This window comes from Arsenicicoccus piscis, from assembly GCF_022568835.1.
GTDB classification, from domain to species: domain Bacteria; phylum Actinomycetota; class Actinomycetes; order Actinomycetales; family Dermatophilaceae; genus Arsenicicoccus; species Arsenicicoccus piscis.
On the sequence record NZ_JAKZHV010000001.1, the window covers coordinates 518,935 to 534,499 of the forward strand.

At 67.8% G+C, this 15,565-nt stretch carries 22 protein-coding genes and 2 pseudogenes; 5 read left to right on the plus strand and 19 right to left on the minus strand.

Going from position 1 to position 15,565, the window contains the following annotated elements:
* Positions 1-23 precede the first annotated feature (23 nt).
* The 3 genes and pseudogenes from MM440_RS02405 to MM440_RS02415 form a co-directional block, all read right to left on the minus strand.
* Positions 24-838, minus strand: a pseudogene (locus MM440_RS02405) (DUF72 domain-containing protein).
* A 27-nt stretch (positions 839-865) separates the two neighbouring features.
* A complete protein-coding gene (locus tag MM440_RS02410; protein WP_241441588.1) occupies positions 866-1,951 on the minus strand; it encodes a hypothetical protein in 1,086 nt (361 codons plus the stop codon).
* Between the two features lie 125 nt (positions 1,952-2,076).
* Positions 2,077-2,319 (minus strand): SDR family NAD(P)-dependent oxidoreductase, encoded by a 243-nt coding sequence (locus tag MM440_RS02415; RefSeq protein WP_338155594.1) that lies wholly within the window; start codon positions 2,317-2,319, stop codon positions 2,077-2,079.
* Between the two features lie 90 nt (positions 2,320-2,409).
* On the opposite strand from MM440_RS02415, the gene MM440_RS02420 reads away from it, so the two are divergent.
* Both MM440_RS02420 and MM440_RS02425 read left to right on the plus strand, forming a co-directional pair.
* Positions 2,410-3,372, plus strand: a complete 963-nt coding sequence (locus MM440_RS02420; protein WP_241441589.1) for an RNA polymerase subunit sigma-70 — start codon at positions 2,410-2,412, stop codon at positions 3,370-3,372.
* A gap of 60 nt (positions 3,373-3,432) precedes the next feature.
* Positions 3,433-4,077, plus strand: a complete 645-nt coding sequence (locus MM440_RS02425; RefSeq protein WP_241441590.1) for a maleylpyruvate isomerase family mycothiol-dependent enzyme — start codon at positions 3,433-3,435, stop codon at positions 4,075-4,077.
* Here MM440_RS02425 and MM440_RS02430 read toward each other — a convergent pair.
* From MM440_RS02430 to MM440_RS02485, 13 genes and pseudogenes are all read right to left on the minus strand, one after another.
* Positions 4,046-4,504: a hypothetical protein gene (locus tag MM440_RS02430; protein WP_241441591.1), complete on the minus strand. Its 459-nt coding sequence runs from the start codon at positions 4,502-4,504 to the stop codon at positions 4,046-4,048. The two genes, MM440_RS02425 and MM440_RS02430, sit on opposite strands and share 32 nt — an antisense overlap.
* A gap of 64 nt (positions 4,505-4,568) precedes the next feature.
* The gene (locus MM440_RS02435; RefSeq protein WP_241441592.1) at positions 4,569-5,132 is read right to left on the minus strand and encodes a dihydrofolate reductase family protein; all 564 of its coding nucleotides are present in this window, start codon (positions 5,130-5,132) and stop codon (positions 4,569-4,571) included.
* Positions 5,133-5,208: 76 nt separating this feature from the next.
* The gene (locus tag MM440_RS02440) at positions 5,209-5,673 is read right to left on the minus strand and encodes an SRPBCC family protein (RefSeq protein ID WP_241441593.1); all 465 of its coding nucleotides are present in this window, start codon (positions 5,671-5,673) and stop codon (positions 5,209-5,211) included.
* Positions 5,670-5,822 carry a hypothetical protein gene (locus MM440_RS02445; protein WP_241441594.1) on the minus strand — a complete coding sequence of 51 codons (153 nt, stop codon included), beginning with the start codon at positions 5,820-5,822 and terminating at the stop codon, positions 5,670-5,672. The genes MM440_RS02440 and MM440_RS02445 overlap by 4 nt, the downstream gene beginning before the upstream one ends.
* A gap of 106 nt (positions 5,823-5,928) precedes the next feature.
* On the minus strand, positions 5,929-7,173 hold the full coding sequence (locus MM440_RS02450) for an IS256 family transposase (RefSeq protein ID WP_241441595.1): 1,245 nt from the start codon (positions 7,171-7,173) through the stop codon (positions 5,929-5,931).
* Positions 7,174-7,293: 120 nt separating this feature from the next.
* On the minus strand, positions 7,294-7,482 hold the full coding sequence (locus MM440_RS02455; protein ID WP_241441596.1) for an ArsR/SmtB family transcription factor: 189 nt from the start codon (positions 7,480-7,482) through the stop codon (positions 7,294-7,296).
* 131 nt (positions 7,483-7,613) lie between these two features.
* Positions 7,614-8,102, minus strand: a complete 489-nt coding sequence (locus tag MM440_RS02460) for a low temperature requirement protein A (protein WP_241441597.1) — start codon at positions 8,100-8,102, stop codon at positions 7,614-7,616.
* 1 nt (position 8,103) lies between these two features.
* Positions 8,104-8,448: a phosphotransferase gene (locus MM440_RS02465; RefSeq protein WP_241441598.1), complete on the minus strand. Its 345-nt coding sequence runs from the start codon at positions 8,446-8,448 to the stop codon at positions 8,104-8,106.
* 47 nt (positions 8,449-8,495) lie between these two features.
* Positions 8,496-9,299, minus strand: coding sequence for an iron ABC transporter ATP-binding protein (locus MM440_RS02470; protein WP_241441599.1), 804 nt, complete (start codon positions 9,297-9,299; stop codon positions 8,496-8,498).
* The gene (locus tag MM440_RS02475; protein ID WP_241441600.1) at positions 9,296-10,330 is read right to left on the minus strand and encodes an iron chelate uptake ABC transporter family permease subunit; all 1,035 of its coding nucleotides are present in this window, start codon (positions 10,328-10,330) and stop codon (positions 9,296-9,298) included. Before MM440_RS02475 ends, MM440_RS02470 begins: the two co-directional genes overlap by 4 nt.
* Positions 10,327-10,524: an iron chelate uptake ABC transporter family permease subunit gene (locus MM440_RS16865; RefSeq protein ID WP_277626181.1), complete on the minus strand. Its 198-nt coding sequence runs from the start codon at positions 10,522-10,524 to the stop codon at positions 10,327-10,329. The genes MM440_RS02475 and MM440_RS16865 overlap by 4 nt, the downstream gene beginning before the upstream one ends.
* 82 nt (positions 10,525-10,606) lie before the next feature.
* Positions 10,607-11,353 (minus strand): annotated as a pseudogene (locus MM440_RS17550) (iron chelate uptake ABC transporter family permease subunit); the annotation flags it as partial.
* Positions 11,353-12,348 (minus strand): siderophore ABC transporter substrate-binding protein, encoded by a 996-nt coding sequence (locus MM440_RS02485; RefSeq protein WP_241441601.1) that lies wholly within the window; start codon positions 12,346-12,348, stop codon positions 11,353-11,355. The gene MM440_RS02485 and the pseudogene MM440_RS17550, both read right to left, overlap by 1 nt.
* Positions 12,349-12,481: 133 nt before the next feature.
* On the opposite strand from MM440_RS02485, the gene MM440_RS17555 reads away from it, so the two are divergent.
* Positions 12,482-12,775 carry a sigma factor-like helix-turn-helix DNA-binding protein gene (locus MM440_RS17555; protein WP_420914119.1) on the plus strand — a complete coding sequence of 98 codons (294 nt, stop codon included), beginning with the start codon at positions 12,482-12,484 and terminating at the stop codon, positions 12,773-12,775.
* Here the strand turns inward: MM440_RS17555 and MM440_RS02490 are convergent.
* The 3 genes from MM440_RS02490 to MM440_RS02500 all read right to left on the minus strand — a co-directional run bounded on the left by MM440_RS02490 (position 12,690) and on the right by MM440_RS02500 (position 14,473).
* Positions 12,690-12,962 carry a Txe/YoeB family addiction module toxin gene (locus tag MM440_RS02490; RefSeq protein ID WP_241441602.1) on the minus strand — a complete coding sequence of 91 codons (273 nt, stop codon included), beginning with the start codon at positions 12,960-12,962 and terminating at the stop codon, positions 12,690-12,692. The genes MM440_RS17555 and MM440_RS02490 overlap by 86 nt on opposite strands.
* Complete coding sequence (locus MM440_RS02495; RefSeq protein WP_241441603.1) at positions 12,959-13,201, minus strand: type II toxin-antitoxin system Phd/YefM family antitoxin; 243 nt, start codon at positions 13,199-13,201, stop codon at positions 12,959-12,961. Before MM440_RS02495 ends, MM440_RS02490 begins: the two co-directional genes overlap by 4 nt.
* A gap of 315 nt (positions 13,202-13,516) precedes the next feature.
* Positions 13,517-14,473 carry an Abi family protein gene (locus tag MM440_RS02500; RefSeq protein ID WP_241441604.1) on the minus strand — a complete coding sequence of 319 codons (957 nt, stop codon included), beginning with the start codon at positions 14,471-14,473 and terminating at the stop codon, positions 13,517-13,519.
* Positions 14,474-14,923: 450 nt separating this feature from the next.
* Between MM440_RS02500 and MM440_RS02505 the strand changes: the two genes are divergently transcribed.
* Positions 14,924-15,154 carry a hypothetical protein gene (locus MM440_RS02505; protein ID WP_241441605.1) on the plus strand — a complete coding sequence of 77 codons (231 nt, stop codon included), beginning with the start codon at positions 14,924-14,926 and terminating at the stop codon, positions 15,152-15,154.
* A complete protein-coding gene (locus MM440_RS17560) occupies positions 15,151-15,543 on the plus strand; it encodes a transposase (protein WP_420914120.1) in 393 nt (130 codons plus the stop codon). The genes MM440_RS02505 and MM440_RS17560 overlap by 4 nt, the downstream gene beginning before the upstream one ends.
* Positions 15,544-15,565 lie beyond the last annotated feature (22 nt).

Below are 15,565 nucleotides of genomic sequence, written 5' to 3' on the forward strand. Positions count from 1 at the left end.
GAACCAGACGACGGCACGGCCACTCAGGTCTCGAGCCGCCGCATCAGGGCGAGGGCGTCGTGCGGAGCGCGGCCTTCTGCGCTGTTGTCGAAGTAGACCAGCACGTCACGTCCCTCGGCACGCCAACGATGACACCGCTGCGCCCAGGCCTCCAGGCTCGCCGGCTCATACCCGGAGCGGTAGAGCCGGGTGTGGCCGTGCAGGCGCACGTAGACCAGGTCCGTGGTCGCCACCTCGAACATCGGGTAACGGCCCGCCAGGTCCGAGACCACCATGGCGACGTCGTGCTCGGCGAGCAGCGCGTGGGCCTCGGGGTCGGCCCAGCTCGCGTGCCGCGGCTCGAGCGCGTGGCGCACCGGCCGGTCTACCTCCGCCTGTACGAGTGCCCTTGCCGCAGTGACGTGTTCGTCGTGTCGAGCCGCCAGTCTCGCCAGCTCCCTGGTCGTCCGTGGGAGCAGGTCGAGGAAGTCCTGGACCCGTTCGGCGTCGAAGCGCAGGCTCGGCGGGAGCTGCCACAGGACGGACCGAGCCCGGGGCCGAGAGCCAACACTCCTGAGGCAAAGAAGTTGGCGAGCTCCTGCTCTACATCGGCCAGTCGCCGCACGTGCGTCACCAGCTTGGAGCCCTTCACCGCGAACGTGACCGCGGGTGCCTCCTCGTGCCAACCGGCATAGGTGCTCGGGCGTTTCAGCGAGTAGAACGAGGCGTTGATCTCCAGGGTCGGGAAGTGCTCGGCGGCGTAGCGCAGCCGCTGTTTCGCCGGGAGCCCGTCGGGGTAGAAGTCTCCACGCCACTCGCTGTAGCTCCAGCCCGAGAGCCCGACCTTGATGGTTGCCACCTGGTCACCGTACGCCTTGGTCCTGCCCTAACGGCCGCCTGGGGCGACCAGCGACCAGCGCGACGAGCGGCCTTGGACCTCGGTGACGAGCTCGACCTGACCCGACGACGGGGCGGCAATGGCTACCGCTGCCCCTGGGACGCTCTCCACGACCGTCACGTGTGACCCCTCGACGATCGCCGTCCTCGTCGACCCTGCGGCGGTCGCTGCCACGACGTCGCTCGACCCCGTCACAACAACCAACACAGGGGCTGCTCGGCCGGGCTCGTCAAGACCGTCTAGGGCCCGAGTCGGCCTACCAGATGGGCCGACTCGGTGATCGTTCAGCTCCAACCGCCAGTGATAAGCATCCCGGCCGGCGCGTCCCACGACCGCGCAATGGTCTACGGAGCAGGAGAGGGCGAGCGCCCGGGCACTCGCGGTCTCGGCGGGCAGGGGCAGCGAGATCTGCCGCCACGGGCCCCGCGGCCGGTCCGCGCGCCACACGACGGGTTCCTCCCAGAGCTTCGGCAGGAGATGGGTGATCGAGCCCGCCACGACGTACTCGGCGTCCGTGCTGGTGACCGCCGCGGCAGTGGGCAGCGTGGTCGCGGTCGCCGCGGCAACCACGGGGTCGGTGCTCCGAACCCACTTCTGTCCCTGTGGGATCCACGACGTCACCTCCATGCCGAGCCCGGTCAGGTTCGACCAGGAGCCGATGATCATCGGACCCGCTGTCGTGACAGCAGCGCCGACGAGATCCCCCGCTCCATACCCGCCGAAGGTGTCGAAGAGCTGTGGCTGCTCCGAGATCCCGTCGAGGCTTCCACGCCAGACCGACCACCGCACGTTGCCGTGCGCCCCCGCACGCACCCCGCCCAGCACGACAAGCGCGCCGTCCCGAGCGCTGATCGAGTGCAGCTGCGCCTGATATCCGTAGCCATCCGGCGAGCTCTGGATCGACACCTGCCTTGTGTCGTCACCTCGCTGCACGTCGAGCACGAACCGCCCTGTCGCGGTGACCTTCTCGCGGCCCACCACCAGGTCCGAGCCGTCCGCGACGAGCGCCAGGACCCGCTCCCCCGAGTCGGCAACCGGGGCCCAGTGCGGATCCTCGGTCGAGCTGCATGCCACGAGCACCCCGAGCAGGACCGCGCACCACCCGACCCCGAGAGCGTGACGAGCGCGACCACGACGGGGACCTCCGTAGTCAGCGTCTGTCGTGGGTTGTCGTCCTGCCTCCGGTCGCGCCGTCATCATTACTCACCCCCGCTGCCACGACACAGGCGGGCGCATCGCGCTTCAGGCTTGCTGAGGTCAGCACGAACCGGAATCACCTGCACGCCAGGCAGTTTCGCTGCCAGCTGCTCGACGCGATCGCTCGATCTGACACCAACGATGTCGTAGCCCCTGGCGGCCAGCTGCCGCGCGATCTCGAAGCCGATCCCCGACGATGCCCCGGTGACAACTGCGAGTTCTCCCCATGTCCTCCATTGTGACACCGGGGTTCTCGCGCTCCGGCCGTGCCATGGTTGGCTATCGCTTCACCGATCGCGCTGCCCGGAGGACCGACGTTGACATCATCACCAACGGTGGACGAGCTCGAGCAGTTGCGAGCCCCGCTGCTCGGCTACTGCTACCGGCTCCTCGGCTCTGTCCACGACGCGGAAGACGCCGTCCAGGAGACCTTGCTCAAGGCGGTCAACGCGCTGTCGCAGTTCGACCCTGACCGAGGCCGGCTCTCGACGTGGGTCCACCGCATCGCCACCAACGTCTGCCTGGACAAGCTCCGGTCGGCCAAGCGACGAGCCCTGGTCCCGACCGTGCCGCACCCGGATCCGACTCAGGTGGTCGGCGAGAGCGTGAGCCGCGAGTCGTGGATCGAGCCGATGCCGACGTCACGCGTGGAGCTCGTCGGGGATCCGGTAGACCGTGTCATCGCCCGTGAGTCGGTGCGCCTGGCGTTCCTGGCGGCTCTCCAGCACCTCCCCCCGCGACAGCGCGCCGTCCTGCTGTTGCGCGACGTGCTCGGCTACTCGGCCAAGGAGACCGCGATCGTGCTGGACATCACGGTGCCCGCGACCACGAGCGCACTCCAGCGTGCCCGCGCGACGTTGTCGAGCCTGCCTGCGGCAGAGGCGTTGCCCCAGCCGGACGATCTACCCACCAGACGGCTGCTCGACCGATATGTCGCGGCCTTCGAGGCCCACGACTACGACGCGCTGGTGTCGGTCCTGCACGAGGACGCTGCCAGCGCGATGCCGCCGTTCAGTTGGCTCGTGTGCGGCCGCGCGAATATCGCCGCACTGATGGCGGCCTCCGACGCCTGCGCCGGTGCTCGCCTGGTTCCCTGCAGCCTCAACGGCGCACCAGGGTTCGGCCAGTACCGACCGGACGGCGGGGGCCGGCTGGTGCCGTTTGCCCTGGTAGCCGTGGAGGTCCAGAAGGGGCTCATCAGCACGGTCGTCACGTTCCTCGAAAGCGCCCACCGGTTCGCCGAGTTCGGCCTGCCCCCGGTGCTGGACGGGCCGGCGTCGCCCTCGACCGATGAGTAACGGGGTGCTGAGACGTACAAGTACACGTCCCGTGCCACCGAGTCAGGAGGACCCGAACCGATGAGTCCAGAGACCACCCCCGACCTCGTCCACGAGACCCGTCAGGAGCGACAGCGCCTCGTCAGAATGCTCGAGGACCTCTCCGACGAGCAATGGGACGCACCCTCACTGTGCGCCGGCTGGCGGATCAGAGACGTGATCGCTCACATGACCATGCCCGCACGAACGTCCCCACTCTCGGTCCTTCTCGGGACGGCTCGAAATGGGTTCTCGTTCAACCGTTTTGCCGAAGGCGCCGCGCGAGATGCGGCTACCCGGCTGGATCGTCCACAGCTCCTGGCCGACCTGCAGGCACACGTCACCAGCACCTGGACCCCGCCCGGCGGCGGGCAGCTGGGTGCCTTGAGCCACGACCTGATCCACGGGCTCGACGTCACCGAACCCCTGGGACTCCCGCAGCCGCCGGTGGACCGGGTTGCTCTGGTGCTCGGTGGGGTGAAACCGCGGCTGGTCCGGTACTTCGGCGTAGACCTCGGCGGTGCGGCCCTGGAGGCCACGGACGCTCCGGTGACGATTGGTTCCGGTGCCACGGTCTACTCCATGAGCGCGTGTGACGTCCTGCTCGTGGTCACCGGGCGCCGACCACTACACACCACGCCGGGCCACCGCGACGTCAGCGATCGGCCGAGCCGGAAGCCGCGGTGATGCGGGTAGACAGGTCCTGCAGCCCGTTGCGGATCAGCGCACCGTAGCCGTCGTCCGCGAGAGCATCTTGATGCGCGAGACCTGCTGCCAGCTGGGCGCGCGCTTCCTGGAGTCGCCCTTGGCGCAGATAGCCGTCTCCCAGGTTCAGGTGCAGGCTCGGCGCCAGCCCGCGCGCCGAGGCGATGCCGAGCACCGCCAGATCTTCGTCGTCGACGTGCGCGAAGTTGGCCAGCGCTTGCTCGTCCCACACGACCTCGTCGCTGACGTCGAACTCAAGATCAGCGAGGTAGTGAGCGAGGACGCACCGCTCGGCATGGTTGCCCTCGGCGGTCTGGTCCCAGCACCGCTTCAGGGCCGCGCCGCCCTCCTCCCGTGCACCGCTCAGGGTCAGGCCCACGGCCGCTGTGATCTCTTCCCACGTCACCATGCCCCCACCGTACGGAGGAGGACCCCCCGGGCGGTCTTGAGCGGATTCGCGAGGTGGGCGCACCTCAGGACTCCAGGCAGCGATACCGCAGCCGAGTGACGCCGTTGCCGAACCGCCGCTCGTCCATCAGCTCGAGGTCGGTGCGGTGGCCGCTGGGGAGGCAGAGCGTGCCGGCGCCGAGGATCAGTGGCAGGACATACAGGTGCAGCTCGTCGACGACTCCGGCCTGGATGGCCTGGCCGGCCAGCTCGGGTCCACCGATCATGAGATCCCCCGCGGTGGTCCGCTTGAGCGTCCTGACCTGTTCGATGTCGAGCGCGGGCTCGATGCGGGTGTTGTCGGTGATCGGCGTGGTCAAGGTCGTGGAGTACACGATCTTCACCGGCCGCTTCCACGCGGCGGAGAAGTCAGCCATGGCCGGGGACGTGGCAGCCAGCTCGGGGTCCGTCTCCCACACGGCCATCGTCTCGTAGAGGCGTCGTCCGTACAGGATGGTGCCGATCGAGCGATGCAGCTCGGTGTGGTCGGCGAACACGTCGGCGTTCATCGGGACGAGGTCTACGGCACCGTGCTCGTCTGCGACGTAGCCATCGAGGGTCATGTTCATGGCGTAGATCAGCTTGGACATGGCGGTCTCCTCCGTATGCGGATAGGAATGCGTCGGGTTGGAACGGGTCGGGTTGGACCCGGTGGCCACGCAGGGCTCAGGCGAGAGCGTCCTGAAGCGTCCGGTCGAGCTTGGCGAAGGCCTCGCGCCATCCCTGCTCCGCAGGCGGTGCGACCTGGTCGGGCAGCCACTGGGCGACCTCGAGGCGGGTGCGGCCGTCGGGCTCGTCGCTGAACGTGATCCGGAACCTGGTCTCGAACGGCTCGAACCCGCCTCGCAGCCTGCCCGTGACGCGCATGACCCCTTCGAGGACTTCCTCGTGGGTGACGTCGGTGAGGTCGATCGAGATGTGCGTCCGGATGGTCGGATCGCCTCCGACCACCTCCGTCCAGCGCTGGAAGCCACCGGTGCGCACGTCCATGACGATCTCGTCGAGCGGCATCGAGTTCCCCTCCGGCCCCCACCACGAGGCGAGCTGCTCTGGGTCGGTGAAGGCCCGGTAGACCAGGTGCCGCGGCGCGTCGAAGACCCGTCTGATCGAGACCTGGGGTGCGTCACTCACTGCTGCTCCTCGGGGTCGGTTTCGGTGCCACCCGGTTCGCCGCTGGTGCGGTCAGCGGCCTGCACAGCAGCCAGATGTGTGTCGAGTCGGTTGAACGAGGAGTCCCAGAACCGGCGGAAGAGCTCCAGCCAGTCGACGGCCTCTCGCAAGGAGGCTGCCTCCAACCTGCTGGCTCGCCACTTGCCGTCCTGAGAGCGCGAGGGTCAAGTCCGCTGGGGTGGTGTACGAGGTTGATCCCTCGGTTGGGTGTGTCGGTCAGGCTGTGAGGGCCTGGGGTTCTAGGTCGGTCACCTCCTCGACGTGGTTGGTGTCGACGGCCTGGGCTCGGGCGAGGACGTCGAGTCCGAGGTAGCGGCGGCCTTCGGCCCACTCGTCGTGCTGCTCGGCCAGCACGGCACCGACGAGCCGGATGATGCTGGCCCGGTCGGGGAAGATCCCAACAACGTCGGTGCGCCTGCGGATCTCGCGGTTGAGCCGCTCGTTGGGGTTGTTCGACCAGATCTGGCGCCAGACCTCCTTCGGGAACGGCGTGAACGCGAGGATGTCGGCGCGAGCGATCTCGAGGTGCTCGGCCACGGCGGGGAGCTTCTCGTGAAGGGCGTGGATGACCCTGTCGAACTGGGCGTGTACCGCTTCGGCGTCGGGCTGGTCGTAGATCGAGTGCAGCAGCGCCTTGACCCATGGCCACGACGACTTCGGTGTCGCGGACATGAGGTTCGCCGCGTAGTGGGTGCGGCAGCGCTGCCACGCGGCGCCGGGGATGGTGGCCGCGATCGCGTTCACTAGGCCAGCGTGAGCATCGCTGGTGACCAGCTTGACCCCGGACAAGCCGCGGGCAGTCAGGTCGCGGAAGAAGGCGAGCCAGCCGGCGCCGTCCTCGCTGGTGGTGACCTGCACGCCGAGGATCTCGCGGTGCCCATCGGCGTTGACGCCGGTCGCGACCAGCGCATGCACGGGCACCACCCGGCCGCCTTCGCGGACCTTGAGCACGAGCGCGTCGGCAGCGACGAATGTGAACGGTCCGCCGTCCTCCAGGCGCCGGGTGCGGAACTGTTCGACGTGCTCGTCGAGTTCCTTGGCCATCACCGAGACCTGGCTCTTGGACAGTCCGGTGATGCCGAGGGTCTGGACCAGCTTGTCCATCCGGCGCGTGCTGACCCCGAGCAGGTAGCAGGTCGCCACCACCGAGGTCAGGGCCCTCTCAGCCCGCTTCCTTCGTTCGAGCAGCCACTCCGGGTACAGGCTGCCCTGACGCAGCTTCGGGACAGCGACGTCGAGGGTGCCGACCCGGGTGTCGAGGTCACGGTGGCGGTAGCCGTTGCGGGAGTTGACCCGCTCCGGGCTTCGCTGGTTGAAGCCCGCGCCGCACACCGCGTCGGCCTGCGCGGACAGCAACGCGTTGACGAAAGTGGTGAGCAAGTCCCGCATCAGGTCGGGGCTCGCCTGGGACAGCTGCTCGTTCAGGAACTGGGCAGGGTCGATACTGGGCACAGCGGTCATCAAGGTGTCCTTCTTCGAGTCGGTTGTGAGAGATCACTCGAAGGATCCACCTGGTGGCCGCGCCTACGTTGGAGGCACGCGCTCACTCAGGTCCGTCGTACACCACTCTGCTGGACTCCACTAGCGCGAGATCAGCGACGCCTGCTCCAAGACCTTGAGGTGCCGCGAGACCGCTGGCATGGAGATCGAGAGAGGGGCGGTGAGCTGCGTCACGGTCGCCTCACGCTGAGCCAGCTCAGCCAGGATCGTTCGTCGCGTGGGGTCGGCCAAGGCCGAGAACACCCGACTCAGTTGATCGTTGGCCACCATCCGGCCACCTCCTCATTTAACGACATGGTTAAACGTACGGGAAGGCCACGGGCAGGTCAAGGTCCGCGGTGGACGATGGCACCCCATCCTCCGTGGCCCAGGTCAGGGCCTCCTATTGCCGGCCGTCCGATCTACACGTGGGGCACGGTGGTGGCTCGTTTGGCCTGCCAAGAGTCGGCGGCAGAGGCTCCGACCAGGACGAGCGACAGCAGGACGAGCGACCACGCAGCTGGCAGTGGCGGTGCCATGATCGCCAGGACCAGGCAGCAGCCTGCAGCCGCAAGGCGTGGGACGGCCAGGGTGTGCAGGAGCCGCCACCGGGTGAAGCCAAAGGTGCCCAGGTAGATCGCTGCTCCGCCGAACAGCAGCATGGCCATGTCGGCATGAAGGGGGCTCGTGGGTTCACGGACGGCGGCGCCAATAGCTGCGGCGACCCCGACGATCCCGGCGATGAATCCGAGGTAGCCGTACGAGAGGACTGGCCGGATGATGTCGATGTGCGTGCGGGCTACTTCGAGGCCGTGCTCGATGGCAGGCGCGGAGAGGTCGAAGTAGATCCACCAGAGGGCACAGCAGACAACGAATGCCAACCCCGCCGCTGTGAGCACTGCGCTCGTCATGTCACCATCGGCGGCGGCTCCGGCGGTCGTGGCGACGATGGTCTCTCCGGAGCTCCGTGGGTTTGCCGATCGGCATGACCCTCGGCACCGGAAACGGCAGCCGGTCAGCGATGTGGGGCAGCCAGCGCACCTCGGTCTTGAGGTCGTTGACGTAGCCGTCGGTCCGCGGCAGCCGGGCGGCGAGCTCCTCGCCCAGGCGGTAGACCCAGTTGCTGCTGCCGGACGTCGAGATCTCACGAACCGGCAGGTGAGCGAGGTGAGGCACCTGGCCCCGCAGCAGCCGAGAGACGAGCTCGGGCCCGGGCGTGACCTCGGACGATGCGTCACCGGTGGAAGTCGCAGTCACGCTGCCCATCATGGCGACTGCCCACGTCAGGCAACTGGGTTTCGCGGTCAGTTCACGGGCACGGCCGGCTCGGGACGTCGGGCGCCCATCGCCCAGTGCAGGGCCACCGGGCTGCCGTCGATCTCGTGCACCGGGATGTCGAGCCCGTAGACCTCCCGCAGACCCTCGGACGAGACCACCTCGCGCGCCGAGCCGTGCGCGACCACCCGTCCGTCGCGCATCCCGACGACGACGTCACAGGCAGCGGCAGCCACGTTGACGTCGTGCAGGACGACGATGACGGTGCGCCCCAGCTCGTCGGCGGCCCGGCGCAGCAGCCGCATGGTCGCTGCCGCGTGCTCCATGTCGAGATTGTTGAGCGGCTCGTCGAGGAGCACGAACTCCGTCTCCTGGGCCAGCACCATCGCCACGAAGGCGCGCTGTCGCTGGCCACCGGACAGCTCGTCGAGGTGGCGGTCGCGGAAGCCGTCCATCCCCACCTGGTCGAGGCACTCCTGCACGACCTCGTGGTCGCGGTCGGTCAATCGCCCTTTGCTGTAAGGGAATCGGCCGAAACGGACGAGGTCTACGACAGTCAGCCGCGCGGTGACGCGAGCGTCCTGGCGCAGCACTGCGAGCCGCTTGGCGACCTCCTTGGCCGGGGCCTTCAGCACGTCGAGATCGTCGAGCAGCACCTGTCCCGAGTCGGGGACGAGCAGTCGCGCCATGGCCGACAGCAGGGTCGACTTGCCGGCACCGTTGGGTCCGATGAGGCCGGTGACGCAGCCTCGCGTCAGCTCGACCGAGACGTCGTCGAGGACGAGGGTCGCGCCCTTGTCGTAGGAATGGCTCAGAGCCCGGGCACGGATCACAGTCGGACCGCCTTGACGAGGAGGACGAGGAAGTAGAGCCCGCCGACGAGGTTCACGACGACGGACAGCGGGACGGCGAGGCCGAGGCCGTGCTGGACGACGAATTGGCCTAGCACCAGGGCCAGTACGCCCACGAGCGAGGCGCCGACCACCAGGGCGTGGTGCTCGTGGGTCGGCACGAGCTGGCGGGCGAGGTTGGCGACGAGCAGCCCGAGGAAGACCATCGGACCCACGAGCGCCGTCGAGGTCGCGACGAGCACGGTGACGACGAGCAGCACCCGGGTGACGACGCGATGGTGGTCCACCCCGAGGGCGACCGCGCGGTCCCGACGGAGGTCGATGACGTCGAGCTGGCGCAGCAGCGGCCAGAGCACCAGGCAACCGAGCGCCGTCACCACGGCGCAGGCGACCAGGAGGTCTACGTTCACCGTGGTGAAGCTGGCGAAGAGCACCCCTTGCAGGGTGAGGTAGTCATCCGGGCTCAGCAGCCGTGACGCGAACGAGCTCAGCGACGAGAAGAGTCCGCTGAGCACGATCCCGACCAGGACGAGGACGAACAGGTTGCGGCTGTGCGCGCGGAACAGCCACCGGAAGAGCAGCATCCCGAACGCCGACAGCAGCGCCGTGTTGAGCAGGAACTGCTCGACCACCCCGAGCAGCTGCAGCGTCCCCGCCCCGAGGGTGAAGACGATGACGGTCTGGATGAACGAGTAGAGGGCGTCGAAGCCCATCACCCCCGGCGTCAGGATCCGGCTCCCCGACACCGTCTGGAAGACCAGGCTCGACACCCCGACCGCGACCCCGACGACGACGAGCGCGCCGAGCTGTCGTGAGCGCAGGTCGAGGGCATAGCTCCAGTTCCCCCGCAGGTTCCAGACCAGGTAGACCGTGCACGCGGCGACGCAGAGCCCGGCGAGGACCAGCAGGGTCGCCTTCACCCGCCGACGGCGGGCGGCCTCGGCGGGTGAGCGGAAGGCATGTGACCGAGGTGCGGGGTCGGCCGAACGAACCGTGACGACAGGGGAATTCATCCGTGCGCCTCCTTGCCCGCGGCGCTGCGCATGACCAACCAGACGAAGACGGCGGCACCGATGACGCCGGCCACGGTGCCGACGGGCACCTCGTAGGGGAAGCGGATGACGCGGCCGATGACGTCGCAGAGCAGGACGAAGCCGGCGCCGGCCAGCGCGGTGACCGGCAGGGTGCGGCGCACGTGGTCGCCCATGAGGAGGGAGACGACGTTGGGGGATCAGGCCGAGGAAGGGAATCATGCCGACGACGACGATGACCGTGGCCGCCATGACCGAGACGATGAGGAGCCCGATGTTGAGCACCGTGCGATAGGACACCCCGAGGTTGGTGGCGAACTCACGACCCATGCCGACGACGGTGAACCGGTCGGCGTAGAGGTAGCCGACGAGACCGACGACGATGACGAGGTAGAGCGGTTCGTACTGGCCCGCCATCGCTGCGCTGAAGGACCCGCTCGACCAGATCTCGAGCAGCTGGAGGAGGTCTACCTGGTACGCGACGAAGACGGTGACCGCGCCGATGACTCCGCCGTACATGAGGCCGACGAGCGCCACGACGATTGGGTCGCGGGCCGGCATCCGGCTCAGGATCTGCATGAAGCCGAACGTCCCGAGCAGCGAAACCCCAATGGCGAGAACCATTTTGACGATCAGGCTCTCATCGGGTGTGACGAGGGTCGCGATGAGCACGCCGAGGATGGCGGCCTCGGTGGTCCCCGAGGTCGACGGGGAGACGAAGGAGTTCTGAGTGATCCGCTGCATGATCAGTCCGGCGACGCTGAGGGCCGCACCCGCCATGAGGATCGACAGCACCCGCGGGATGCGGGACAACGAAAGCAGCTGCCACTGCTCCGGGCTCGGGTCGAGCAGATCGCGCAGGGGGATCGGCACGACGGCGACCGTCAGCGATAGGTACGCGGCGACGAGCAACGCCACCGTCGCGACCGCGAGATGCCAGCCGCGGACGCCACCACTCCCCCGGCGGGAGCCGGCGTCCGTGGCCCTCGCGGGCAGGGTCTTCATCAGAGCGAGCCCTGCACGTCCTTGACCATCTGCTGCCACGAGCTGGGCGCAGAGGTGGCGACGTACCAGGAGAAGCCGTCGATCTCGACGATCTTCTTGCTCTTCGCAGCATCCGTGGTCCCCACGAGACCGTTGTTGAGCACGTCCAGCGCGGGCGCCTGCTTCTGACCGACCACCTTGGCGCGGTCGAGGACGAAGAGCACGCCCGGGTTGTGCTGGACGAAGAACTCCTGGCTGATCTCCTCGCCGTGGCCGCCCTTGTCGTCCAGCGGGGCGCCGGTGGGCTTGTAGCCGAAGTCCTGGTAGACCGTGCCGAACCGCGAGCCCGGGCCGTAGGCGCTGACCGTGCCGTCGGAGACCTGGACGACCATCGCGGTCTTGCCCGAGCCACTTGCAGACTTCTTGACCGTGGCGACGTCGCTCGCGACCGAGTCCATCAGGTCCTTGGCCCGCTGCTCCTTGCCGAAGATCGAGCCCAGCTGCGTGACCCGCTCGGACGTGAGCGTGAAGGTGTCCGCCGGCTTCTTCGAACGCACCGACATGTCGATCACGGCAGGCGCGAACTTCTCGAGCTCCTTGACGACTTCTGGTGTGCCACTGCGCGATCCGACGATGACCAGGTCGGGGTTCATCGCAGCGATCGCCTCGTAGTCGGGCTCGAAGAGGGTGCCGACCTGGGTCGCCTTCTCGTAGCTCGCGAGGTCTGCCGGGAGGGCCGAGCTCGCCTTCGGCACCGCGTCGACCTCGACGCCGAGGTCGGTCAGGGTGCGGATGACGCTCCAGTCGGTGGCGACGACGGTCTTGGGGTTGGCCGGCACCTGAACCATGCGCCCCTGCGCATCGGTGATGCTCACGGAGCCGGCCGACGCCTCGCTCGCGGCGGAGGACCCGGCCGACGTCGGTCCGCCGGTAGAGCTGCCGCATCCGGCGGCGAGAAGGGCGGCGGTCGCGAGGGCGGCGAGGGCTCCGGCACGGCGGGAGCGGGTGATGGTCATCAGGTCGTGCCTTTCGGGTGGGGGTGTGGCGATGGCCTGGTGCACCTGTCGGGGATCAGATAAGAATTGCCTGAGTTAGGTGAGCCTTACCTTAACCGCACACCGCCGTCTCGCCCAACCCGGGAGACGGCTGATGCCCCCGGCCCGCCGACCCTCTGCTGGAGACTGTGCGTGCGGGGCCGACTCATACCCTGCGGTCGCTGCCACCGGCGACCGTGAGCTGCTCCGCCTCGTCTACTGGGAAAGCCTCACCCTCGACCAAGCAGCCACCGTCATCGGCATCACCCACCCCGCTGCCCGTAAGCGCGCTCAACGAGCTCGTGAGCAGCTGCGTGGCCGCGCTACTCGTAGCGGGTCCACGTCCGCAGGACGTGGACGACCCGCTCGTCCGGCACGACCTCGTACACGAGCCGGTGCTGGATGTTGATCCGCCGCGAGTAACAGCCGGCGAGATCGCCGACCAGCTTCTCGTACCGAGGGGGCGTGGCGAACGGATCCGCAGCCAGGACCGCAAGCAGGACCTGAGCCTTCACCCTCAACGCTGAGGATGTGAGCTTCTTGGCGTCCTTCTGGGCCTGGCGCGAGTAGACCAGAGTCCAGGGGTCGCTGCTCACCAGTCCAGCTCGGTCGAGCCGGACTCGATGCCCTCGGCACGCGCCTTGCGGATCGACTCAGACATCCCGGGCACGGACTCGAGGAGCAGGGTCTCCTGGATCGCACGCCAGTCGTCCTCGCCGATCAGCACGGCATTGCCTCGCTGACCGGTGATGGTCAGCGGCTCAGACTCCTCGTTGACCTGATCGATCAGCCGGTACAGGTTTGCTCGTGCCGAGGTAGCGGTCACCGCGGTCATGTTCTCCACCTCCATCGCAACCGTACGTCATCACGTACGTTTTCTCCCCGGCCAACATACCCTTCCGAGGTCTGAGCGCAGGACCTGCTTGTCGCGGAGGGGAGTCCTTTGGCCGCCGAGGTGCCGCAAACCCACGGAAGAGAGGCCTTGACGGGCACGGGGCCTTCGAAGCGGGACTGGAACGGGTCATCAACACCGAGAGTGTCGACGGGTCCGCGGCCCGACCCGCCAGTCGCGCCTCATGCACTCGATCTCTGGTGATATGGGCGAACCACGAGAGGGCACTTACATAGAGTGTGGGACAGGCCCTATGCCTCAGGCCTTAGGCCGCCTCCGCACTTTCGTGACACCGTGGTAGTAGAGCGGGTCCTGCTTGACCAGGGTAAACACCTCATCGAGGACCTCGTGACGCTGGTCGGGGCCGTGGAACAGGGCAACATTGGCGAAGGCGACCATCATCGACTTGGGATCAGCGTCCCGCAGTTCCTTGTCGAATATTCGCGGCTTCTTTGGGGAGGCCGTGGTCGGCCGCATCCAGAGGCGGGCATGGTGGGAGACCTGGTTACGAAGCACAGTAAGCGACTCGATGTTCGTATGAAACATCGGATGCTTGATCTCAAGCGCGTGGGCGACCGACCTCCAGGCAACCCGGTCCGGGTCGCTCGTCCCGTCGCATTCGGTGATGAAGTGGGACAGTGTGCCCAGCGTGAACGAGTCGACGACAGCCCACAGTGGCAGATCCTTGACGTAGCCGACCAACTCTTCGTGGCGAGCCTCCTCGTACTTCTTAGGTCGGTCCCGTCTACTGGCCCCCGCGAGGTCAGTGATGTGGTCATCAACATAGGGTTCCCCATGACGCAGGACGCTTTGAAGGACGGATCGCACCATGTCCACTTGGCTGCCCGGCTTCCTGCGCAGATACTGCTCCGCCTGCAGGTACGAGCAGGCATCGAACCGCGAACAGTACTCGTCCACGATGAGCGCGCGCAGACGCCACTCGACCTGCCGCAGACCCTTGTAGAGGAGCTGAGCGACGGCGTGATCCCGGTCGATCATGCGGAACACGTCATCGGGCGTAGAGCTGGCGATGCCAGCTGTCCGCTGAGACGCGAGCAGCCGGTAGTTGCGGGCGTACCCAAGGAAGTAGTGGAAGTTGACCGTACTGAGGCGGGCGACGTGATCATCCATGATGGTGTCCGCGGGGAAGTAGGAACGCTCGTAGAGGTATTCCACTTTCTGCTCCGGCCCCAGAAAAGGCACTGCGTCGACCATGTGCGTGAGCATAGACGGCTGCGACTGCTGAACGTCACGACTGGGCCGAGGGCAGGTGACACGCAGTTGCCCCCTCGCTCGAGCGAGGGGGCAACTGTGTGCGAGGACCCCCGGTTGCGCATCGTCGAGAGGCTGCGGGGGGACTGTTGCAGACAGGCTAACCTAGTGGCGCACGACGTGCTCAACTTCGACCCGAATCGATCTCGCCCGAGCGGATCGTGGACGCGCTACGGGGGCTGCTGGCCACCACTCGCCGCGACCCAGGCGCCGTACGCTGCTCACTGAGGCTGGGGATGTCTTGACGGAAGGGCGCGGTTTTCGCGGTGAGGGCGGCTCGCGTGGGGTGCGCAGACCTGTTCGGCCTCGAACGGCGTCATGGTGGTCAGTACCCGTGGGGTCGGTGTCCAGGACGGGGACGAGTGCTCCTCATCACGGTGGAGATACGGGGCGATGGTGTTGTTCCTCGCCGCCCCAGATGGGGGGCGGTACGCCGAACCCGCATGCGCCAAGGGGACGATCACCGAGCACACCGCTCAGGTGCCGCCCTCCGCACGGCTCACCACCCGGCTCAAGGAGAAGATCGTGACCGCGCTCTCCGAGCAAGTCCGGTGCGTGCAAGCGGTCGCCGCCGATCTTGGCGTGGCCGGCCGACCGGGATCCGGCAGCTCGGCGCGGCGATGACCGCCCACGCCGCCGCCGCGCGGGCTCACCCACGACTCGTGCACTCCCTAGGGGTCGCAGCACACCGGATCCGGACGGAACGCTGGCACCGCGACCAGGAGAAGGTGTGGCGTCGGGTCGAACCGTGGACGACTATCTTCACGAACTTGTGCCCCTGGCAGGTCATCAGCGTCGTCGACGGCCGCGACAGCACCGCGAGGAAGACCTGGCTCAGGGCCCGGCGCCGGTGGTGGCGCCACCGGGCCCGGGTCGTGGCCGTCGATCGGTCGGCAGCTCTCCGCTCTGCCGTGCCCGGACGTCTGCTCAAGGGGAGGGTCAGCGTCGACCACTTCCACCTGGAGTTGAGTCCAGCAGAGTGGTGTACGAGTTGGTGGCCGTGTCGCTCATGACGTGAGCGGCGGTCACCGGTGA